This window comes from Microbacterium sp. BE35 (assembly GCF_031457705.1).
Taxonomy (GTDB): domain Bacteria; phylum Actinomycetota; class Actinomycetes; order Actinomycetales; family Microbacteriaceae; genus Microbacterium; species Microbacterium trichothecenolyticum.
Window position 1 is genome coordinate 158,393 of record NZ_JAVDXD010000002.1, and the last position, 17,747, is coordinate 176,139.

16 protein-coding genes are annotated in these 17,747 nt (G+C 70.3%); 6 read left to right on the top strand and 10 right to left on the bottom strand.

Annotation, left to right across the window (positions count from 1 at the left end; all coding sequences use genetic code 11):
• Window positions 1-60: 60 nt before the first annotated feature.
• The gene (locus J2Y46_RS07000) at window positions 61-525 is read left to right on the top strand and encodes a hypothetical protein (RefSeq protein ID WP_310241272.1); all 465 of its coding nucleotides are present in this window, start codon (window positions 61-63) and stop codon (window positions 523-525) included.
• Between the two features lie 9 nt (window positions 526-534).
• Here J2Y46_RS07000 and J2Y46_RS07005 read toward each other — a convergent pair whose 3' ends face one another.
• The 4 genes from J2Y46_RS07005 to J2Y46_RS07020 form a co-directional block, all read right to left on the bottom strand.
• A complete protein-coding gene (locus J2Y46_RS07005; protein WP_045301378.1) occupies window positions 535-717 on the bottom strand; it encodes a PspC domain-containing protein in 183 nt (60 codons plus the stop codon).
• A gap of 39 nt (window positions 718-756) precedes the next feature.
• On the bottom strand, window positions 757-939 hold the full coding sequence (locus J2Y46_RS07010; protein ID WP_310241274.1) for a PspC domain-containing protein: 183 nt from the start codon (window positions 937-939) through the stop codon (window positions 757-759).
• A gap of 179 nt (window positions 940-1,118) precedes the next feature.
• Window positions 1,119-2,804, bottom strand: coding sequence for an ABC-F family ATP-binding cassette domain-containing protein (locus tag J2Y46_RS07015; protein ID WP_045301382.1), 1,686 nt, complete (start codon window positions 2,802-2,804; stop codon window positions 1,119-1,121).
• Between the two features lie 261 nt (window positions 2,805-3,065).
• Window positions 3,066-3,737, bottom strand: coding sequence for an alpha/beta hydrolase-fold protein (locus tag J2Y46_RS07020; RefSeq protein ID WP_310241276.1), 672 nt, complete (start codon window positions 3,735-3,737; stop codon window positions 3,066-3,068).
• 88 nt (window positions 3,738-3,825) lie between these two features.
• Here J2Y46_RS07020 and J2Y46_RS07025 point away from each other — a divergent pair, with 88 nt between their 5' ends.
• The 3 genes from J2Y46_RS07025 to J2Y46_RS07035 all read left to right on the top strand — a co-directional run bounded on the left by J2Y46_RS07025 (window position 3,826) and on the right by J2Y46_RS07035 (window position 8,247).
• On the top strand, window positions 3,826-4,413 hold the full coding sequence (locus J2Y46_RS07025) for an NUDIX hydrolase family protein (protein WP_045301386.1): 588 nt from the start codon (window positions 3,826-3,828) through the stop codon (window positions 4,411-4,413).
• A gap of 64 nt (window positions 4,414-4,477) precedes the next feature.
• Complete coding sequence (locus J2Y46_RS07030) at window positions 4,478-6,391, top strand: M3 family metallopeptidase (protein WP_310241277.1); 1,914 nt, start codon at window positions 4,478-4,480, stop codon at window positions 6,389-6,391.
• A 206-nt stretch (window positions 6,392-6,597) separates the two neighbouring features.
• Window positions 6,598-8,247 carry a DivIVA domain-containing protein gene (locus J2Y46_RS07035; protein ID WP_310241279.1) on the top strand — a complete coding sequence of 550 codons (1,650 nt, stop codon included), beginning with the start codon at window positions 6,598-6,600 and terminating at the stop codon, window positions 8,245-8,247.
• A 263-nt stretch (window positions 8,248-8,510) separates the two neighbouring features.
• On the opposite strand, the gene J2Y46_RS07040 is transcribed toward J2Y46_RS07035, so the two are convergent.
• The 3 genes from J2Y46_RS07040 to J2Y46_RS07050 form a co-directional block, all read right to left on the bottom strand.
• Window positions 8,511-9,581, bottom strand: a complete 1,071-nt coding sequence (locus J2Y46_RS07040; RefSeq protein ID WP_045301390.1) for a low specificity L-threonine aldolase — start codon at window positions 9,579-9,581, stop codon at window positions 8,511-8,513.
• A gap of 40 nt (window positions 9,582-9,621) precedes the next feature.
• A complete protein-coding gene (locus J2Y46_RS07045; protein ID WP_310241282.1) occupies window positions 9,622-10,335 on the bottom strand; it encodes an SDR family oxidoreductase in 714 nt (237 codons plus the stop codon).
• Window positions 10,336-10,409: 74 nt separating this feature from the next.
• Window positions 10,410-11,843, bottom strand: a complete 1,434-nt coding sequence (locus J2Y46_RS07050) for a DUF6421 family protein (RefSeq protein WP_310241284.1) — start codon at window positions 11,841-11,843, stop codon at window positions 10,410-10,412.
• Between the two features lie 108 nt (window positions 11,844-11,951).
• On the opposite strand from J2Y46_RS07050, the gene J2Y46_RS07055 reads away from it, so the two are divergent.
• Together J2Y46_RS07055 and J2Y46_RS07060 are read left to right on the top strand one after the other, a co-directional pair.
• A complete protein-coding gene (locus tag J2Y46_RS07055) occupies window positions 11,952-12,407 on the top strand; it encodes an Lrp/AsnC family transcriptional regulator (protein WP_084695713.1) in 456 nt (151 codons plus the stop codon).
• 71 nt (window positions 12,408-12,478) lie between these two features.
• Window positions 12,479-13,441, top strand: coding sequence for a diacylglycerol kinase family protein (locus J2Y46_RS07060; protein WP_310241286.1), 963 nt, complete (start codon window positions 12,479-12,481; stop codon window positions 13,439-13,441).
• A 109-nt stretch (window positions 13,442-13,550) separates the two neighbouring features.
• Here the strand turns inward: J2Y46_RS07060 and J2Y46_RS07065 are convergent, their stop codons facing one another.
• The 3 genes from J2Y46_RS07065 to J2Y46_RS07075 all read right to left on the bottom strand — a co-directional run bounded on the left by J2Y46_RS07065 (window position 13,551) and on the right by J2Y46_RS07075 (window position 17,734).
• Complete coding sequence (locus J2Y46_RS07065; RefSeq protein WP_310241288.1) at window positions 13,551-15,068, bottom strand: CoA-acylating methylmalonate-semialdehyde dehydrogenase; 1,518 nt, start codon at window positions 15,066-15,068, stop codon at window positions 13,551-13,553.
• Window positions 15,069-15,114: 46 nt separating this feature from the next.
• The gene (locus J2Y46_RS07070) at window positions 15,115-16,431 is read right to left on the bottom strand and encodes an aspartate aminotransferase family protein (protein ID WP_310241290.1); all 1,317 of its coding nucleotides are present in this window, start codon (window positions 16,429-16,431) and stop codon (window positions 15,115-15,117) included.
• Between the two features lie 124 nt (window positions 16,432-16,555).
• A complete protein-coding gene (locus tag J2Y46_RS07075) occupies window positions 16,556-17,734 on the bottom strand; it encodes an ABC transporter substrate-binding protein (RefSeq protein WP_045301402.1) in 1,179 nt (392 codons plus the stop codon).
• Window positions 17,735-17,747 lie beyond the last annotated feature (13 nt).

Genomic DNA, 17,747 nt, shown 5'->3' on the forward strand with positions numbered 1-17,747 from the left:
CGTCGCGTAGGCTCCCTGCGTGCGTGCACCCCCGGCACGCGCTCACCGCCGAGGACCGTGATGGAATCGATGCCCTCGAGCGAGCCCACGGCCCCGGCTCCGCTCACCCGCCGCACCAGCCCGGCGCTCGCCGACCGGTCGTGGATGCGTTCTCGACGCGTGCAGACCTTCGGGCTCGGCGCCCTCTGCGGCGCCTTGGGGCTCTCGCTCGTGGTCGTCGTCACCACCATCCTCGGAGCGTCGCAGAATCAGGCACCCCTGCTGCCGGCCGGCCCTGCGCCCGTCTCGGAGCCCGGACCCCCGGCATCCGTCCCCGCCACGCCGTCGCCGTCCTCGACACCGACGGACGAGCCGGTCCAGGACGCGGATGCCGAGCCCGAGGCCCCTGTCGAGCAGCCGGTTGTCGCGGTCCCTGCGCCTGCGCCTGCGCCCGAGCCCACCCCGACCCAGCCTCCGGCCGAAGAGTCCACGGGCAATCCTGGCAACAGCGCGAATGCGCCGGGTCAGCTCAAGAAGAAGCCCTGAGCGTCTGAGTCAGCGCTCGTCAGGCAGAAGGATCCAGAGCAGCAGGTACATCAGGATCGAGACGCCGAAGAACACGGTCGAGCCGATCCAGAGGACACGCACCGGCACCACGCTGCAGCCGAAGCGGTCGGCGATGCCCTGGCAGACTCCGGCGATCATGCGCCCTTTCAGCGGGCGGACCAGGCGATGCATGCGTTCATCATGGCCTGGCGCTCCCGACCGCACCAGGGGTCAGCGCTCGGAGGGCACCAGGATCCAGAGCAGGATGTAGATCCACAGCGACAGGCCGAAGAAGACGACCGCGATCAGGGTCAGGATGCGCACGAGGGTGACGTTCCACCCGAAGCGGCTGGCGATGGCGGCGCAGACGCCGGCGATCCATCGGCCTTGCTGAGGTCTCACGAGTGAATTCATGCGTCCATCCTGCTCGCCTCGACGCGCGACCGCACGGGTGCGAGCCCCCCGCTTCGCGCGGGGGCCAGGCCGCGCTCACCGTCCGCCGTGCCGGAGATGACGGTCCCCACGCCCTCTCCAGGCGCCGCCGGCGCGGCGCCTGGAGCCTCGGGGCGCGTGGGCCCGGCCGCGACCGGGTGTCAGCGCTCGGTGAGCGTGCCGTCTCTGTCGAGCTCGAGGACGAGGTTCACTCCGATGCGCTCGAGGAACGCGTCGTCATGGCTCACCACCAGCACCGCACCGCGGTAGGCCGCGATCGCGTCGACGAGCTGGTCGACCGTGTCGAGGTCGAGGTTGTTCGTCGGCTCGTCGAACACGAGCAGCTGCGGCGGCGGATCGGCGAGCATGAGCCGCGCGAGCGCGACCCGGAAGCGCTCGCCGCCCGACAGCGTCCCGACCGGGCGCTCGACCGCGGCCCCTCGGATGAGGAACCGTGCGAGCCGGTTGCGCAGCTCGACGATCGTCACACTCGGCGCCGACGGCGCGACGTTCTCGAGCACGGACGCCGCATCGTCGAGTCCGTCCACGCGCTGCGGCAGGTACCCGACCCGGTCGGTGTGCAGCTCACCACGTACCGAATTCAGGATCGGTTCGTCCGGCGCCTGCGGCCCCCGCGCAATTCCGGGGGTGTCCGCACCGGAGGCGTCCACCGATCCTGAATCGGGTACGACAGCAGCGACGGGAGCGACCAGCTTCTCGAGCAGCGTCGTCTTGCCCGCGCCGTTCGGCCCGATCAGCGCGACCCGCTCGGGGCCCTGGACGATCCACGAGCGCTCGCCGTCGCCGAGGGTGGCGATGCGGCGGCCCGCGGGCACGCCGGGGTCCGGCAGGTCGATCTTCACGATGTCGTCGTCGCGCACGCGGCGTTCCGCGGCATCGAGAGCTTCCCGGGCGGATGCCTCGCGGTCGGCCTTCTCGCCGCGCAGCTTGCCCGCCGACACCTGGGCGGCCATGCGGCGCCCGTTCGCGACGATCTTCGGCACGCGCTTCTCGTCGAACGCCTTCTGCCCCATCGCGGCGCGGCGCGAGATGGTCGTCTCGGCCTCGATGCGCTGGCGCTTCTCGCGCTTGACCGCCTGGCGCGCGGCGCGCTCGGCATCGCGGGCGGCGCCCTGCTCGGCATCCAGCCACGCCCGCCACTCGGAATACGGGCCGCCGAAGACCGACAGCGTGTTCGCGTAGAGCTCGGCGGTGTCGTCCATCAACTCCAGGAGCGACGTGTCGTGGCTGACCACGATCAGCGCACCACGCCACGAGCGCACCATGTCGTGCAGCCGCGCCCGGGCTTCCCGGTCGAGGTTGTTGGTGGGCTCGTCCAGCAGCGCGATGGACGCACCACGCAGCCGGATGCCGGCGATCGCGGTCAGAACCGCCTCGCCGCCCGACAGCTGCCCGACGCTGCGGTCGAGCATGTCGGGGGCGAGGCCGGCTTCGGCGAGCGCCGCGTGTGCGCGCGCCTCGATATCCCAGTCGGAGCCGACCGCGTCGAAGTGGCGCGGGTCGGCGTCGCCGGACTCGATGGCGCGCAGCGCCCGGAGCGTGTCGCCGACGCCGAGCAGGTCGGCGACGGGCCGGTCGACGTCGAGCGTCAGGCGCTGCGGAAGGTACGCAGCATCCGTCGCTCCTGCGATGTGACCGCCGGAGAGCGTGAGCTCGCCGGCGATGAGCCGCAGGAGCGTGGACTTGCCTGAGCCGTTCCGGCCGACGAGACCGGTGCGGCCCGTGCCGAACGATCCGGAGACATCTGAGAGCGCGGCGGTGCCGTCGGGCCACGCGAACGAGACGCGGTCGAGGACGATGGCAGGGGTGAGGGTGTGAGCGGGCATGAGGCCTCCTGTGTCAGACGTGCGCTGACACCGAGGGCCGCAGAGCGCCGCCCGGACGTGCCGGGGCGGGGCGAAGAAGCGGCGGATCGACGGCAGCGCGAAATGTTCCAGCGCTGGCGCGTCGAGAGTCGACGGAGCAGCGCGATTACAGCGCGGTCGCGTCGATCAGCTTCAAGGGAGTTCCTCACGGAGGGGACAAGGCCGTCAGCCACCATAGCCGACATCCCTGGGCAGGGCCAGGGTTGCGACTCGCAGGCCCGCTCAGCGACCGGGGGCGTCCGTGCGTTGTTCGAGCTGCTTGTCGAGGAAGATGCGCACGTCGTCGAGCTCCTGCTCCGAGACGCTGTGCGTGAGACCGGGGTAGACGCGGCCGCTGAGGTCGACGCGTTCGGGCAGCCATTGTGTCGTGTGCTCCACGAGGAAGCCCGGGATGACGTCGTCGTTCGTGCCCCTGCCCCAGAACACGGGCGGTCGCCGCTCGGCGAGCTCAGCGTCCTTCGGCAGGTCGCCGGGAGTCACGTAGCCCGACAGGTTCACGGCGAACGAGAACCGTTGGGGCGCGAGCCGCATCGCCTGCAGCGACACCGCTGCGCCTTGCGAGAAACCGAGAAGACCGACGGATGCTGCGTCCCCTGCGTGTGCATCGACCCAGGCGATCACGGCCTCGGCCGCGCGCGTGACGTGGGAGGGGTCGCGGCCGTCCAGGCCGTCGATCGGGTACCAGGAGCGACCGGGCGCCGGCCACGGCGGAACGAGCGGAGCGGCAAGGCTCGCGACCGCGAAGGCGTCGGGAAGATAGCCGCGCAGGGGATAGAGGTCGTGTTCGTCGGCCCCGTAGCCGTGCAGGAGAAGGAGGAGGTGGCGTCCTGCGAGCGCCGACCGCTCGGTCGACCACAGCACGGCGTCGGCGTCGAGGACGAGCGCTTCCGGCATGTCCTCATCCTGGCACGCGGGGCCGACACGGCCGAGGTGGGAACAGCGGTCCTCGTCGCGGGTGGGTCGCGCGGGGTATACAGGAGGCATGTCCGTGCGCACTCCCGACCCCGAGCCTGCGGGCGACGAGCCGTTCGGCCCGCCTGCCGGCAACATCTCGAACCCTGCGTGGCTGAGCGACATCGAGCTCGAGGAGGCTCGCCGCCGCCTGCCCATGCTCTACGTCGAGGGCGTTCCGGTGCGCACCGACGGCATGGGACAGGTCACGCAGGTCGGCATCCTGCTGCGGGCGACCCCCATCGGCGAGATCTCGCGCACCATCGTGTCGGGTCGTGTGCGGTACGGCGAGACCGTCCGCGACGCGCTGTTCCGGCACCTCGAGAACGACCTGGGGCCGATGGCGTTCCCGATGCTGCCGCCGCAGCCGACGCCCTTCACGGTCGCCGAGTACTTCCCGCTCCCGGGCGTGAGCGCCTACCACGACGACCGCCAGCACGCCGTGTCGCTCGCCTTCGTCGTCCCCGTCACCGGCACGTGCGAGCCGCGTCAGGACGCGCTCGAGGTGACCTGGCTGACGCCGGAGGAGGCGGCATCCGATGCCCTCTCCGCGGAGATGGAGGGCGGACGCGGAACCCTCGTGCGCATGGCGCTCGCAAGCGTCGGCGCGCTGCGCTGACTCTCCCGCATCCGCCGGGATCCCGCCCTCGCGCGGTGTCCCCGCCCGCGCATAGGCTCGCAGGGTGACTCTCGCACCCCTGCCGTTCCCGTCCGACTCCGCCGGCTGGGCGGCCTTCGCGAGCGAGCGCCCCGCCGATCGCATCGCCCGCGTGCACGAGATCGACGCACGCCTGACCTCTGAGGCAGAGCTGTCCACCGCGGCTCGCCTCGAGCTCTGGAACGACGCCGACATCGCGCTGGCAGAGGCCCTCAGCGAGGCCTACGTCGTGAGCGAGGCGCACCCTGACTCCGAGGTGCGCGAGATCGCGGAGTCGCAGGTGCAGGCGGTCGAGTCGCTGTCGGCGGCGCGCCTTCTGAATCGCGAGCTGTGGAGTTCGTTCGCGGATGCCTCGACCGACGGCCTCGACGAAGACCAGGCGCGTCTGCTCTCGCACCTGCTGCGCGACTTCCGCCGGGGAGGCGTCGAGCTCGACGAGGCTGACCGTGAGCGCGCCCGGCATCTGGCCGACCGCGACACCGCGCTGTCGCTGGCGTTCTCGCGCAACATCCGCGACGGGCGCCGCGAGATCAGCGTCCCGGCGGAGGGCCTCGCCGGGATGCCGCAGGACTTCATCGACGCCCACCCCGCCGATGCGCACGGACTCGTCACCCTGTCGACCGACTACCCCGACCTCATGCCGGTCCGCGACTACGCGCACGACCGTGCGACCCGAGTCGCGCTCGTGAGCGCCTACAACGACCTCGCGTGGCCCGAGAACGACGCGATCCTCGCCGAGCTGCTCGAGGTGCGCGCCGAGCGCGCCCGTCTGCTCGGCTACGCCGACTGGGCCGACTACGAGACCGAGACCCGCATGATCGGGTCCGGGGCCGAGATCCCGGCATTCCTCTCGCGGCTCGACGACGCATCCCGGCCGGCGACCGATGCCGAGTACCCGATCCTGCTCGAACGCCTGCGCCGTGACATCCCCGATGCCGACGTCGTGTCGATCGCCGACTTCTGGTACCTGCTCGGGGCGGTCAAGCGCGAGCAGTACGACGTGGACGCGCAGCTCGTCCGCTCGTACTTCCCGTTCGAGCGCGTCGTCGAGGGCGTGCTGGACGTCACCGGGCGCCTGCTCGATGTCGAGTACGTACCTGTCGACGTGCCCGCGTGGCACAGCGACGTGCAGTCCTTCGATGTCGTGCGGGGCGCCGATCGCCTCGGGCGCATCCACCTCGACCTGCACCCGCGCGAGGGCAAGTTCAGCCACGCGGCGTGCTTCCCGCTCGCTCCCGGGGTCGCCGGACGCGTGCTCCCGGAAGCGGCGCTGCTGTGCAACTTTTCGCGCGGACTGCTCGAGCACGACGAGGTCGTGACCTTCTTCCACGAGTTCGGGCACCTCGTGCACGACATCCTCGGGGGCCGACAGCGCTTCGCCCGCTTCAGCGGGGTCGCGACCGAGTGGGATTTCGTCGAGGCGCCCAGCCAACTCCTGGAGGAGTGGGCGTGGGACGCCGATGTCCTGGCGTCGTTCAGTGCGAACGCCGACGGCGAGCCGATCCCGGCCGACCTCGTGGCACGCATGCGCACCGCCGACGCATTCGGCCGCGCGCTCGAGGTGCGCCGCCAGCTGGGCCACGCCAGCGTGTCGTACCACCTGCACGTCGACCGGCCCGCAGACCTGCAGGCCGAGACGGAGCGGCTGTACGCGGCATCCAGCCCTGTCCAGCCGCTGGGCGGACTGCACTCGTATGCCGGATTCGGACACCTCACGGGCTACGGCGCCTGCTACTACACGTACCAGTGGAGCCTCGTGATCGCGCGCGATCTGCTGAGCGGTTTCGAGGCCGGATTGATGGACCCCGAGACCGCACGTCGCTACCGCACGGAGGTGCTGGAACGGGGCGGATCGCGGGACGCGCGAGACCTCGTCGAAGCGTTCCTGGGGCGTCCGTCGTCGTTCGACGCGTACCGCGAGTGGCTTGCGGGCGAATGACCGGCGGTTCCGCGTTTCGCGGGCATCCTTTCAGAGAGTAGGGTTCTGCTACCCGATCTGCAGATTCGGTGCGCCATGTCCCCCCCAAGGTGTCGTGTCTGTCAGGGTGCGTTCGCTTCTCTTCGTCGGTCTGGGGCCGAGCCGGAAAGGCGCGTGCACAGCCGCTCCTGCCCGACGACACCGCGCGATCTTGAACCGGAGCTTCGATGTCCGACCACCAGCCCGTCCCTGCCGTCAGCAACGGTCCGGAGGAATCCTCCTTCGAGAGCCTCCTCGGGGCGACCTCGTCACCGACCGTGGTCGCCGGCTTCACGACGTCCTTCCGCGGGTACGACCGTGATGAGGTCGACGCCGCCATCGCGCGACTGGACACCATGGCGCGCGCGGCCAAAGACGAGGCCGCGCAGCTCAAGCAGCACCAGCGTCGAGCCGGCGCCGCCGTGGCGCAGAGTCGCGCGAAGGCGGAGCGGCTCGAAGCGGAGCTGCAGGCGGTTGCCGAGGCGCGAGAGGCCGAGGTCGATGCCGCCATCGCTGCGCGTCTCTCGGAGATCGACGCCACTCTCGCCGCCCGCGACGCGGAGATCGAGCGCCTCGAGGCGGCTCTCGCCGAGGCTGAGCAGTCGCGCCGGGCCGACCTCGAGCGCGTCGTGGCCGAGGCATCCGCCGCCCGCGAAGAAGGGGGCGACGCCGTCCAGCGACTGCAGGGTGAGCTCGAGCTCGCGAACGCCAAGATCGCCGACGCCGAGCAGCGGGTGCAGACTCTCAGCGACGAGCTCGTCGGCGCGACCACGGAGTCGCCCAACCGTCAGCAGTTCGAAGAGGTGCTGCGCGTCGCCGAGGACCAGGCGAGCCTGCTCATCCGCAACGCGACGATCCAGGGCGACCGTCTGCTCGAGGCCGCTCGCGAAGAGATCGCGACCCGCCGCGCCTCCGCGCAGGCCGAGGCCGACGGCATCGTCTCGCAGGCCCAGCACGACGCCCAGCAGATCCGGCTGAAGATCGACACCGAGCTCACGGCGCACGAGGCGCGCCTCGAGCGCGAGGCGGCGCATGCGGCCGAGAAGGTGTCGCAGGCGGAGCGCGAGGCCGCCGCCATCCGCTCCGAGGCCGAGAAGGGCGCGGCAGTGCTGCGCTCGACGGTCGCCCGCGAGACCGCCCGCGACCGCGCCGAGGCCGAGGAGACGGTGCGCGAGCTGCGTCTGCGCGCCCTCGAGTTCGAGGCATCCCTCACCCGCCGCCAGGATGACGCGCACCAGGAGTTCCTCGTGCTGCACAATCAGGCCGTCGCCCATGCCGAGCGCATCACGCAGGACGCCAACGAGCAGGTGTCGGCGTCGCTCGAGCACGCGCAGCGAGTCTCGGTGAAGGCCGAGGACTTCGAGCGCCTCATGCGGGCCCAGTCGCAGCAGATCGAGGCCGACGCGCAGCTGCGCGCCCGCGAGCACCTCGACCGCGCCCACGTGAAGGCCGAGCGCATCATCGACCTCGTCACCACGCACTCGCAGTCCGTGCTGCGCGATGCCGAGGACCGCACCCGCCAGCTGCGCTGGCAGCAGCACCAGCTGATGAGCTTCATGGCCGAGGTCAAGGAGCTCATCCGCCCCGAGACCCCCCTCGCATCGGCCGAAGACTCTGCCCCGCGCGACGAGGCCGAGACGGACGGCACGGATGCTGCGGCCGTCGCGGACGTCGAGGCTGCGGTCGCCGAGACCGAGGTTGCGGACGGCGAGCGCGCTGAACCCGAGAGCGAGCACGGGGACGGTGAGCAGACCGAGAGCGAGCACGCCGAGGGCGAGCACGGGGACGATGAGCCAGCCGAGGGCGACCACCACGAAGGCGAGCACCACGACGGCTGACCCCGGTCCGTGAGCGCAATGCGCTCCGCGCCCGAATACGAACGCGCCTGACCTTGCGCAAGGTCAGGCGCGTTTCGTCTCTGCGTCTCGATGCGCAAGCTCGCTCGACCGCGTTCCTCGCTCGCTGAGGCGACCGAGGATGCTCGGGTGTGCGGCATCCATCCCACGGCTGCAACAGGTCAACCGGGGTTCTGCAGGAGCGGCTGCGGCGCATGCACCTGCAGAAGCCCGGTTGACCTGTTGAGCGGCGACGGCGCCCGGGGTCAGGCGGCCGAGGTCTCGCGGGCGATGGCCGCGAGGAAGGCGTCGATGTCGTTCTCGGAGGTGTCGAAGCTGCACATCCAGCGCACCTCGTTCTTCGCCGCATCCCAGTCGTAGAACTTGAAGGATGTGCGCAGGCGGTCGGCCACGCCGTCGGGCAGGGTGGCGAAGACGCCGTTCGCCTGCGTCGGCTGGGTGAAGGCGACGCCCGAGATCGACCCGTCGGCCAGGCCCGCCTCGATGCCGGCACGCAGGCGCTGCGCCATCGCGTTGGAGTGCGAGGCGTTGCGCAGCCACAGGTCGCCCTCGAGCAGGGCGAGCAGCTGCGCCGACACGAAGCGCATCTTCGACGCGAGCTGCATGTCGAGCTTGCGGAGGAACTTGAGCCCCGTCGACGCCTCGGGGTTGAGCACCACGACTGCTTCGCCGAGCATCGCACCGTTCTTGGTGCCGCCGAAGCTCAGCACGTCGACGCCGGCGTCCCGCGTGAACGCGCGGAACGGCACGTCGAGGGACGCCGCCGCGTTCGAGATGCGCGAGCCGTCCATGTGCAGGTGCATGCCGAGGCTGTGGGCATGGTCAGCGATCGCGGTGATCTCGTCGACCGTGTACAGCGTGCCGAGCTCGGTCGACTGGGTGATCGACACGGCGAGCGGCTGCGCACGGTGCTCGTCGCCCCAGCCCCACGCTTCGCGGTCGATGAGCTCCGGGGTGAGCTTGCCGTCGTCCGTCGGGACGGTCAGCAGTTTGATGCCGGCGACGCGCTCGGGCGCGCCGCCCTCGTCCACGTTGATGTGCGCCGTGCCGGCCGAGACCACCGCGCCCCAGCGGGGGAGCATCGACTGCAAGCCGACGACGTTCGCGCCGGTGCCGTTGAACACCGGGTACGCCTCGACGCCCTCGCCGAAGTGGCGGGCCATCACTTCCTGCAGACGCTCGGTGTAGACGTCGTCGCCGTACGCGACCTGGTGGCCGTCGTTGGCGGCGGCGATCGCCGCGAGCACTTCGGGGTGGATGCCGGAGTAGTTGTCGCTGGCGAAGCCGCGCAGGTTCGGGTCGTGGATCGTGGTCACGGGTGTCCAATCTAGTTCGCCGGCGGCGGGCAGGCCGCCGTCACCGCGAGGGGTCGCTGAGCTCGACGATGGTGTCGTTGATGTCGGCGGCATCGGCGAGCCAGAGGTCGGCGAACCGCTGCGCGAGCGCTCCTTCGAGTCCGTCGAGGCTCTTCACACGGAAGATCACGGATGCCGCGGCCGGCTGCTTCCCGGAGTCCCGGGCGTCCTTCGCGAAGCCCTGCGCGACGGCGCGGGCCCATGCCTCGGTCGCCGCCTTCACCGCGGCGTAGTTGGCGCCTCCGGCGAGCGGACGCGCCACGGCCGTGGACGACACCACGGCGAGCCTGCCCGCCTCGGAGGCCCGCAGATCGGCGTCGAACGCGCGGCTCACGTGGCGCAGCGCCGTGAGGGAGCCCTCGAGGAAGCGGAAGTCGGAGTCGGTCTGCCCCGCCAGGCCGCCTCCGCCGCGCCAGCCCCCCACCAGATGCAGCACCCCGTCGGCAGGTCCGTCCGTCGCGTGGACGCGCTCAGCCAGCGCCTCCACCTCGGTCTCGTCACCTAGCTCGCACACCTCGGTGCGCACCGTCCCCGGTGCGCCGCCGGCGAGGGACGCGCGATCCGTCTCCAGGGAATCGACCAGATCGCGCAGCTTGCCCGCGTCGCGCCCGACGGCCACCACGCGCGCGCCGGCGTCGCGAAGGACGCGTGCGGCGGTGAGGCCCGACGCGCTGGTCGCGCCGGCGATGATCACGAGTCTGTTCGAGACGCTCATGTCTCCACCCTTCCACGTCGCGAATGAGCGTTCTCGGCGAGCAGCGAAGCCCCGCCGAGAACGCTCCGTCGGTGTCAGGAATCCTGCCCGGTGATCCCGGCGGTCGACTCGATGACCGGCTTCATCTTCTTGTCGAGCGCCTCGAAGAACATCGACAGCGGGAACTCGTCGTCCATCACCGCGTCGGTATACCCCTTCGGGGCGCCGGCGAGGATCTCGTCGGAGAGACCCCGGGCCCACTGCGAGGCGGGGTTCGGCGTCAGGGTGCCGCGCACCAGATCGTAGGCGGCGAGCCAGTGCGCGGTCTTCGGCCGGTCGATGGAGCGCCAGTAGAGATCGTCGATCGCCTCGCCGAGCGCGATCACCGCGGCGGGCACGTCGTCCCAGTCGAAGGCGAGCGCGGTGTCGGTCCAGTGGAGCACGTCTCGCTGGTGCAACCACGCGAAGAGGAGCTGTCCGCCGAGTCCGTCGTAGTTGCGCACGCGCGAGCCCGTGATCGAGAACCGGAAGATGCGGTCGAAGATCACCGCGTACTGCACGAGCTTCGCGTGCTCGAGCATCTCGGCCTCGGCGGCATCGAGCGTGTCGCCCGCCTCGACCCGGGCCGCGAGGCGCTTCTCGATCGCGACGCATTCGCGGAACGCGGTGAGGTCGCAGCGCAGCTCTTCCAGCGAGTACAGGAAGTACGGCATCCGCTGCTTGATCATGAACGGGTCGAACGGCAGGTCGCCGCGCATGTGGGTGCGGTCGTGGATGATGTCCCACATCACGAACGTCTTCTCGGTGAGCTCCTGGTCGTCGAGCATGCGCGCGGCGTCGGCGGGGAGATCGAGCTTGGTGATGTCGGCGGCGGCACGCACGACGCGGCGGTAGCGTGCGGCCTCGCGGTCCTGGAAGATCGCGCCCCACGTGAAGGTCGGGATCTCGCGCATCGCGACGGTCTCGGGGAACAGCACCGCGGAGTTCGTGTCGTACCCGGGGGTGAAGTCGACGAACCGCAGCGACACGAACAGCTTGTTGCCGTAGTCGCCGGCCTCGAGCTGCGCGATGAACTCGGGCCAGATCACCTCGACGAGCACGGCCTCGACGTGGCGGTCGCGCGAGCCGTTCTGCGTGTACATCGGGAACACGACGAGATGACGGATGCCGTCGGCCCGCTGCTGCTGAGGCTGGAAGGCTGCGAGCGAATCGAGGAAATCCGGGACGCCGAAGCCCTGGTCCATCCAGCGTTCGAAGTCGCGCACCGACGCGGAGAGGTAGTCGGCATCGTGCGGGAAGGCGGGCGCGAGCGCGCGGATGCCGCCGGTGATCTCGGTCACCAGAGCGCGTGCCTCGGCGTGGGCGGCAGCATCCGGAATCGATCCGTCCTGCACCTGGAGGCTCTGGATCGCGGTCGCCGCGGCCTTGAGGCGCAACCAGGCGTCGCTGGTCTCTGCCGTGCGGGCGTCCTCGACGACCTCGGGTTCGCCGACGATCGCCTTCGACGTGTGAAGGGTGCTGCTGGACATGGTGAACCTCCGATCTTCGAGTGCGGTTTCCCTCCCGATTCTAGAGAAGTTCCCTTGGCTGCGTGATCAGGCAGGAAATTTTCCTGTCCACGCGGCTAGAGTCGAGCCATGCCCGCCCTGGATGACGCGATCGATGCCGCCATCGTGCGCGAGGTGTCGCAGGACGCCCGCGCCACTCTCGCCGACCTGTCAGCAGCCGTCGGACTGTCGGTGTCGGCCGTGCAGGCGCGGCTGCGCCGGCTCGAGAGCCGCGGCGTCATCACCGGCTACCGGACCCTCGTCGACGCCGAGGCCGTCGGAAAGCCGCTCGCGGCGTTCGTCGAGATCACGCCGCTCGACCCCGCCCAGCCCGACAATGCGCCCGAGCTCCTCGAGCACCTCAGCGAGATCGAGGCGTGCCACTCGATCGCGGGCGACGCGAGTTACATCCTGCTCGTGCGGGTCGCGACCCCGCGCCATCTGGAGTCGCTGATCCGCGACATCCGCGCCGCCGCGTCGGTCAACACCCGTACGACCGTCGTGCTCCAGACCTTCTACGAGAACCGCCCGATCCTCCCCGCCTGAGACCGGGCGACAGATCGCGGGCCTCGGCGCAAGCCCCGGTTCGGCCGATCCCGCTTCGGTACTCTCGCGACATGAACCTCAGGACACGCTCCGACGGCCGTGGTCTGCTCATCGTGCGGAACGCGCTGTCCGGCTCAGCGGTCATCCGGTCGGATCCCGCGGCGACCTTCGCCGAACGACTTCCGGCCGCAGAAATGCACGAGCTCGGCGAGGGCGAGGACCTCGCCGACGTCGTCGCGGCGGCGACGCGATCGGATCCCGCCCCCGACGTGCTCGGCGTCTACGGCGGCGACGGCTCGGTGTCGCGCATGGCGCACCTCGCACGGCAGCACGATCGCCCGCTGCTGGCGATGCCCGGCGGAACGTTCAACCATTTCGTCCGGGCGCTCGGTGTCGACAGCGTGGATATCGCGATCGATGCCTACGAGGCGGGTTCGACCGTCGACGTCGGCGTGGCCGAGGCGACCGCCGACTCCGATGACCCCATGACGGTTCTCAACGTGGTGTCGGTGGGCGCCTACCCGGAGCTCATCGAGGAGCGCGAGCGCCGCAGCAGCCTGGGCAAGTGGATCGGCGGCGCGGTCGCCACAGCGGTCGCGCTGCGGCGGGCCGAGCCGCTCACCATCGTGCGGGATGGCAGGCGAGCCCGGGTCTGGTCGGTCTTCGTGAGCGTCGGCCGCAACGATCCCGACCGTGTCGCCACGATGCAGCGGCAGGAGGCGGACGCCGGCGCGCTGGATGTGCGCATCCACCACGCGCGCGGATCCAAGGTCCGCGCCTTCGCGTCGCTCGCGTTCGGCAAGCGCTCCGCGGCCGTGATGCGCGCGGTGGGGCTGTACCCGCGCGACGCCGACATCGAGCGGTTCGTGGTGCGAGAGCTCGAGCTTCACGTGCGGCCCGAGCCGGGGCATCCGTCCGTCTTCGTCCATGACGGCGAGCTCGAGGAGCGCGCTCCCGGAGGCTTCACCCTGCGGTGCATCGCCGTGCCGCGCGCCGTGACGGTGTTCGCCCCCGTCCCTCCTCCCGGTCGTTGAGCGGAGGGCGCTCTGGCGCCTCCAGACGAAACGTCCTCGCACCCGGCGCAGTGCGCGGGTGCGAGGACGTTTCGGCTCGCAAGCTCGCTCAAACGAGCGAGGCTCGGCGTCAGTCGTGCTGGGGGAAGCCCAGGTTGATGCCGCCGTGCGAGGGGTCGAGCCACCGCGAGGTGATCGCCTTCTCGGCCGTGAAGAACTCGAATCCGTGCGGGCCGTACGCCTTCGCATCGCCGAACAGCGATGCCTTCCAGCCGCCGAACGAGTGGTACGCCACCGGGACGGGGATCGGCACGTTGATGCCGATCATCCCGACGGTCGCCTCGCGCTGGAAGCGGCGGGCAGCACCGCCGTCGTTCGTGAAGATCGCGGTGCCGTTGCCGTAGCGGCTCGAGTTGATGATGCCGAGGCCCTCCTCGTAGCCCTCGACACGCACGACCGACAGCACCGGTCCGAAGATCTCGTCGGAGTAGACCGTCGACGTCGTCGGCACGTTGTCGATCAGGGTCGGACCGAGCCAGAAGCCGTTCTCGTCGCCGTCGATCTCGACATCGCGTCCGTCGACCACGACCGAGGCGCCGTCGGCGTCCGCGACGTCGAGGTACGACGTCACCTTGTCGCGGTGCTGACCCGTGATGAGTGGGCCCATGTCGCAGCCGCGGGTGCCGTCGCCCACCTTGAGGCCTGCCATGCGCTCGGCGACCTTCGCCACGAACGCGTCGGCGACGGTGTCGACCGCCAGGACGACCGAGATCGCCATGCAGCGCTCGCCGGCCGAGCCGAAGCCGGCGTTCACGGCGGCGTCGGCGGCGAGGTCGAGGTCGGCGTCCGGGAGGACGAGCATGTGGTTCTTCGCGCCGCCGAGCGCCTGCACGCGCTTGCCGTGCGAGGTCGCGGTCTCGTAGACGTACTTGGCGATCGGGGTCGAGCCGACGAACGAGATCGCCCGCACGTCGGGGTGCTCGAGGAGCGCATCGACCGCCTCCTTGTCGCCGTGCACGACGTTGAAGACGCCGTCGGGGAGTCCTGCCTCGGTGAGCAGGCCCGCGAGCCAGTTCGCGGCGGTCGGGTCCTTCTCGGAGGGCTTGAGCACGACGGCGTTGCCGGCGGCGAGCGCGATCGAGAAGAACCACAGCGGCACCATGGCCGGGAAGTTGAACGGGCTGATGATGCCGACCACGCCCAGCGGCTGGCGCAGCGTGTACACGTCGATGCCGGTCGACACGTTCTCGGAGTACGCGCCCTTGGTCAGGTGCCCGAGACCGCACGCGAACTCGACGACCTCCATGCCGCGGGCGATCTCGCCGCGCGCGTCGGAGAGCACCTTGCCGTGTTCCGCGGTGAGGATCTCGGCGAGCTCCTCCTTGCGGGCATTGAGCAGCTCGCGGAACGCGAAGAGCACGCCCTGGCGCTTGGCGATCGAGGCGTCGCGCCACTGCAGCCACGCCGCGGACGCAGCATCCACCGCCTCTCCGACGTCTTCGCGCGACGCGAACCGCACCTCCTTCTGGACCGTCCCGAGTGCGGGGTTGAACACCTGGCCGGTGCGCTCGGATGCCCCGGCCCAGGGCGCGCCGTTGATCCAGTGGTCGAGAACCGCCGTCTCGGTGCGCGGCAGGGTGTCAGTCATCGTGTTCCTCCTTCGGAAGCCCTCCTCGTGAGAGGGCGTGCACGTGTCACGCGAGGTCGCCTTCGACTCTCGTCAAGGCTTCATCGTAGATCGACATCGCCTCCTGCACCTCCCCGTCGGTCACCACGCAGGGCGGCACGACGTGGATGCGGTTCTCCGCGGCGAAGGGCAGCAGGCCCCGCGAGGTGAGCTCCTTCTTGAGGCGTCCGATCACGTCGGCACCGACCGGCTCGCGGCTCTCGCGGTCGGTCACGAGGTCGAGGGCCCAGAACACGCCCTCGCCCCGCACCTCGCCGATGAGCGGATGCTTCTCCGCCAGCGCCGCGAGCCCGGGCCCGATCGCGTCCTCGCCGACGCGGCGCGCGTTGTCGACGATGCCCTCCGACTCCATCGCGTCGATGGCGGCGATGATGGATGCCGCGGCCAGGGGATGACCGGAGTACGTGAGTCCGCCGGGGAAGACGCGGTCGTCGAACGTCGCCGAGATCTCGGGTGAGATGATCACGCCGCCGACCGGCACGTACCCCGAGTTCACGCCCTTCGCGAAGGTGATGAGGTCGGGCACGACGTCGTAGCCCTGGAACGCGAACCAGCGGCCGGTGCGACCGAACCCCGCCATGACCTCGTCGAGGATCAGGACGATCCCGTACTTGTCGGCCAGCGCCCGCACGCCCGCGAGGTAGCCCGGCGGCGGCAGCATGATGCCGGCCGTGCCGGGGATCGACTCGAGCAGCAGTGCCGCGATCGTGGACGGCCCCTCGGACTGGATGACGCGTTCGAGGTGCTGCAGCGCCCGCTCGGACTCCTCCTCGGGGGTCGTCGCCCAGAACTCGGTGCGATAGAGGAACGGCCCGAAGAAGTGCACGTGTCCGCGGGCGAACTGGTTCGGCATCCGGCGCCAGTCGCCCGTCGCGACGATCGCCGCACCGGTGTTGCCGTGGTACGAGCGATACGTCGACAGCACCGTGTCGCGACCGGTGTGAAGCCGGGCCATCCGGATGGCGTTCTCGATCGCGTCGGCGCCGCCGTTGGTGAAGAACACCTTCGCGAACCCGTCGGGAGCCTTGTCGAGGATGCGCTGCGCTGCGCGTCCGCGGGCGAGATTCGCGGTGGCGGGGCCGATCGTGGCGAGCTCGTCGGCCTGCTCGCGGATGGCGGCGACGACAGCAGGATGCTGATGCCCGATGTTCACGTTGACCAGTTGGCTCGAGAAGTCGAGCATGCGATTGCCGGCATGGTCCCACACGACGGCGCCCGAGCCGCCGGCGATCACAGGGAGGTCAAGGCCCGCCTGCGCGGACCACGAGTGGAACACATACTCGCGATCCAGGTCTTTCGCGAGGGCGTCGAGGTCTTCGGTCATGCGGCCACGCTTCCCTTTCTCCGTCGGCGGGTCAAGGGCGTTTCGTCTCGCTTCGCCCGCTCAACGCCCGAGAACACCGGTCGTTGAGCGGGCGAGGAACGAGCGAGACGAAACGCGCTCTGACCTACTGGCCGCCCTCGGTGAGGGTGACCTCGATCGGCGTGTATTCGCCGGCGACCTCGACGCCCTCGTCCTTCAGCGCGGCCAGCGCCTTCTCGATGTACTCGTTCGAGTAGGCCGAGGCGGCGGGTTCGGTCGTGATGAGCTCGAGGTCGTCCTGGTTCTTCGCCGACAGCGCGCCCGCGACCGTCTTGTCCCACGCGGCCTTGTCGACCAGGCCGAAGTCGGCGCCCGTCCAGATGAGCTTGTTGACCTCGTTCATCTGCCACTGCTGGTGCACCGGGCCGACGGGGAACGCCGCCTCGGCGTTGGAGGCGATGTCGTAGACGATCGACGCGGCCTCCTCGGGATTGTCGCGCGCGAAGATCCAGCCCTTGGTGACGGCCTTGAGGAACCGCACGGCGGCGTCGGCGTACGCCGGGTCGTCCTCGAGGCGCTGCGTGTCGGCCCAGATGGCGTCCTGCAGCATGGCCCCGTCGGTCTCCTCGTACGAGATGACATCGAAGTCCTCGGGCTGGTAGAGCTCCCCGGTGGCGGGGTTCACGACCTCGAGGATCTGCGCCCACTCGTTGTACGTCATCGCCTGGGCGGCGTCCACGTCCCTGTCCAGGAGGGCGTTCATGGAGAAGTCCTGCGTGGTGATCGACACCGTGGTCGAGTCGAGGTCCTCCGCGGCCATCGCCGCGAAGATCTCCCACTCGTTGCCGAACCCCCACGAGCCGATCCGCTTGCCCTCGAAGTCCGCGACCGATTCGATGCCGTCGCCCTTCCACGACACCTGCAGCGTGCCGGACTTCTGGAACACCTGTGCGATGTCGGTGAGCTCGACGCCGGTGGCCTCGAGTGTGCCGAGCACCTTGGGAACCCACGCGATGGCGAAGTCGACGTCGCCGGCGACGAGCGCGTCCTGTGGCACGATGTCGCCGCCCGACGGGACGATCTCGACCTCGTCGAAGCCCTCCTCCTCGAAGTAGCCCTTCTCCTGGGCGACGTAGTACCCCGCGAACTGCGCCTGCGGCAGCCACTGCAGCTGCAGCTTGATCGACGTGAGCGGCTCGAAGTCCTCGCTCCCGCCGCCCCCGTCGTCGGCGGAGTCACCGGAACCGGCGCACGCCGCGAGCGCGAGTGCCGCGACGGTGAACACGGATGCTGCGGCCAGGCCGCGTCTGATGCTGTGTCTCATTGCGTTCCTTTCG

Coding starts and splice junctions, on each gene's coding strand:
- J2Y46_RS07000 (WP_310241272.1), top strand. CDS start 61: ATGGAATCGATGCCCTCGAGCGAGCCCACGGCCCCGGCTCCGCTCACC.
- J2Y46_RS07005 (WP_045301378.1), bottom strand. CDS start 717: ATGCATCGCCTGGTCCGCCCGCTGAAAGGGCGCATGATCGCCGGAGTC.
- J2Y46_RS07010 (WP_310241274.1), bottom strand. CDS start 939: ATGAATTCACTCGTGAGACCTCAGCAAGGCCGATGGATCGCCGGCGTC.
- J2Y46_RS07015 (WP_045301382.1), bottom strand. CDS start 2,804: ATGCCCGCTCACACCCTCACCCCTGCCATCGTCCTCGACCGCGTCTCG.
- J2Y46_RS07020 (WP_310241276.1), bottom strand. CDS start 3,737: ATGCCGGAAGCGCTCGTCCTCGACGCCGACGCCGTGCTGTGGTCGACC.
- J2Y46_RS07025 (WP_045301386.1), top strand. CDS start 3,826: ATGTCCGTGCGCACTCCCGACCCCGAGCCTGCGGGCGACGAGCCGTTC.
- J2Y46_RS07035 (WP_310241279.1), top strand. CDS start 6,598: ATGTCCGACCACCAGCCCGTCCCTGCCGTCAGCAACGGTCCGGAGGAA.
- J2Y46_RS07045 (WP_310241282.1), bottom strand. CDS start 10,335: ATGAGCGTCTCGAACAGACTCGTGATCATCGCCGGCGCGACCAGCGCG.
- J2Y46_RS07050 (WP_310241284.1), bottom strand. CDS start 11,843: ATGTCCAGCAGCACCCTTCACACGTCGAAGGCGATCGTCGGCGAACCC.
- J2Y46_RS07055 (WP_084695713.1), top strand. CDS start 11,952: ATGCCCGCCCTGGATGACGCGATCGATGCCGCCATCGTGCGCGAGGTG.
- J2Y46_RS07060 (WP_310241286.1), top strand. CDS start 12,479: ATGAACCTCAGGACACGCTCCGACGGCCGTGGTCTGCTCATCGTGCGG.
- J2Y46_RS07065 (WP_310241288.1), bottom strand. CDS start 15,068: ATGACTGACACCCTGCCGCGCACCGAGACGGCGGTTCTCGACCACTGG.
- J2Y46_RS07070 (WP_310241290.1), bottom strand. CDS start 16,431: ATGACCGAAGACCTCGACGCCCTCGCGAAAGACCTGGATCGCGAGTAT.
- J2Y46_RS07075 (WP_045301402.1), bottom strand. CDS start 17,734: ATGAGACACAGCATCAGACGCGGCCTGGCCGCAGCATCCGTGTTCACC.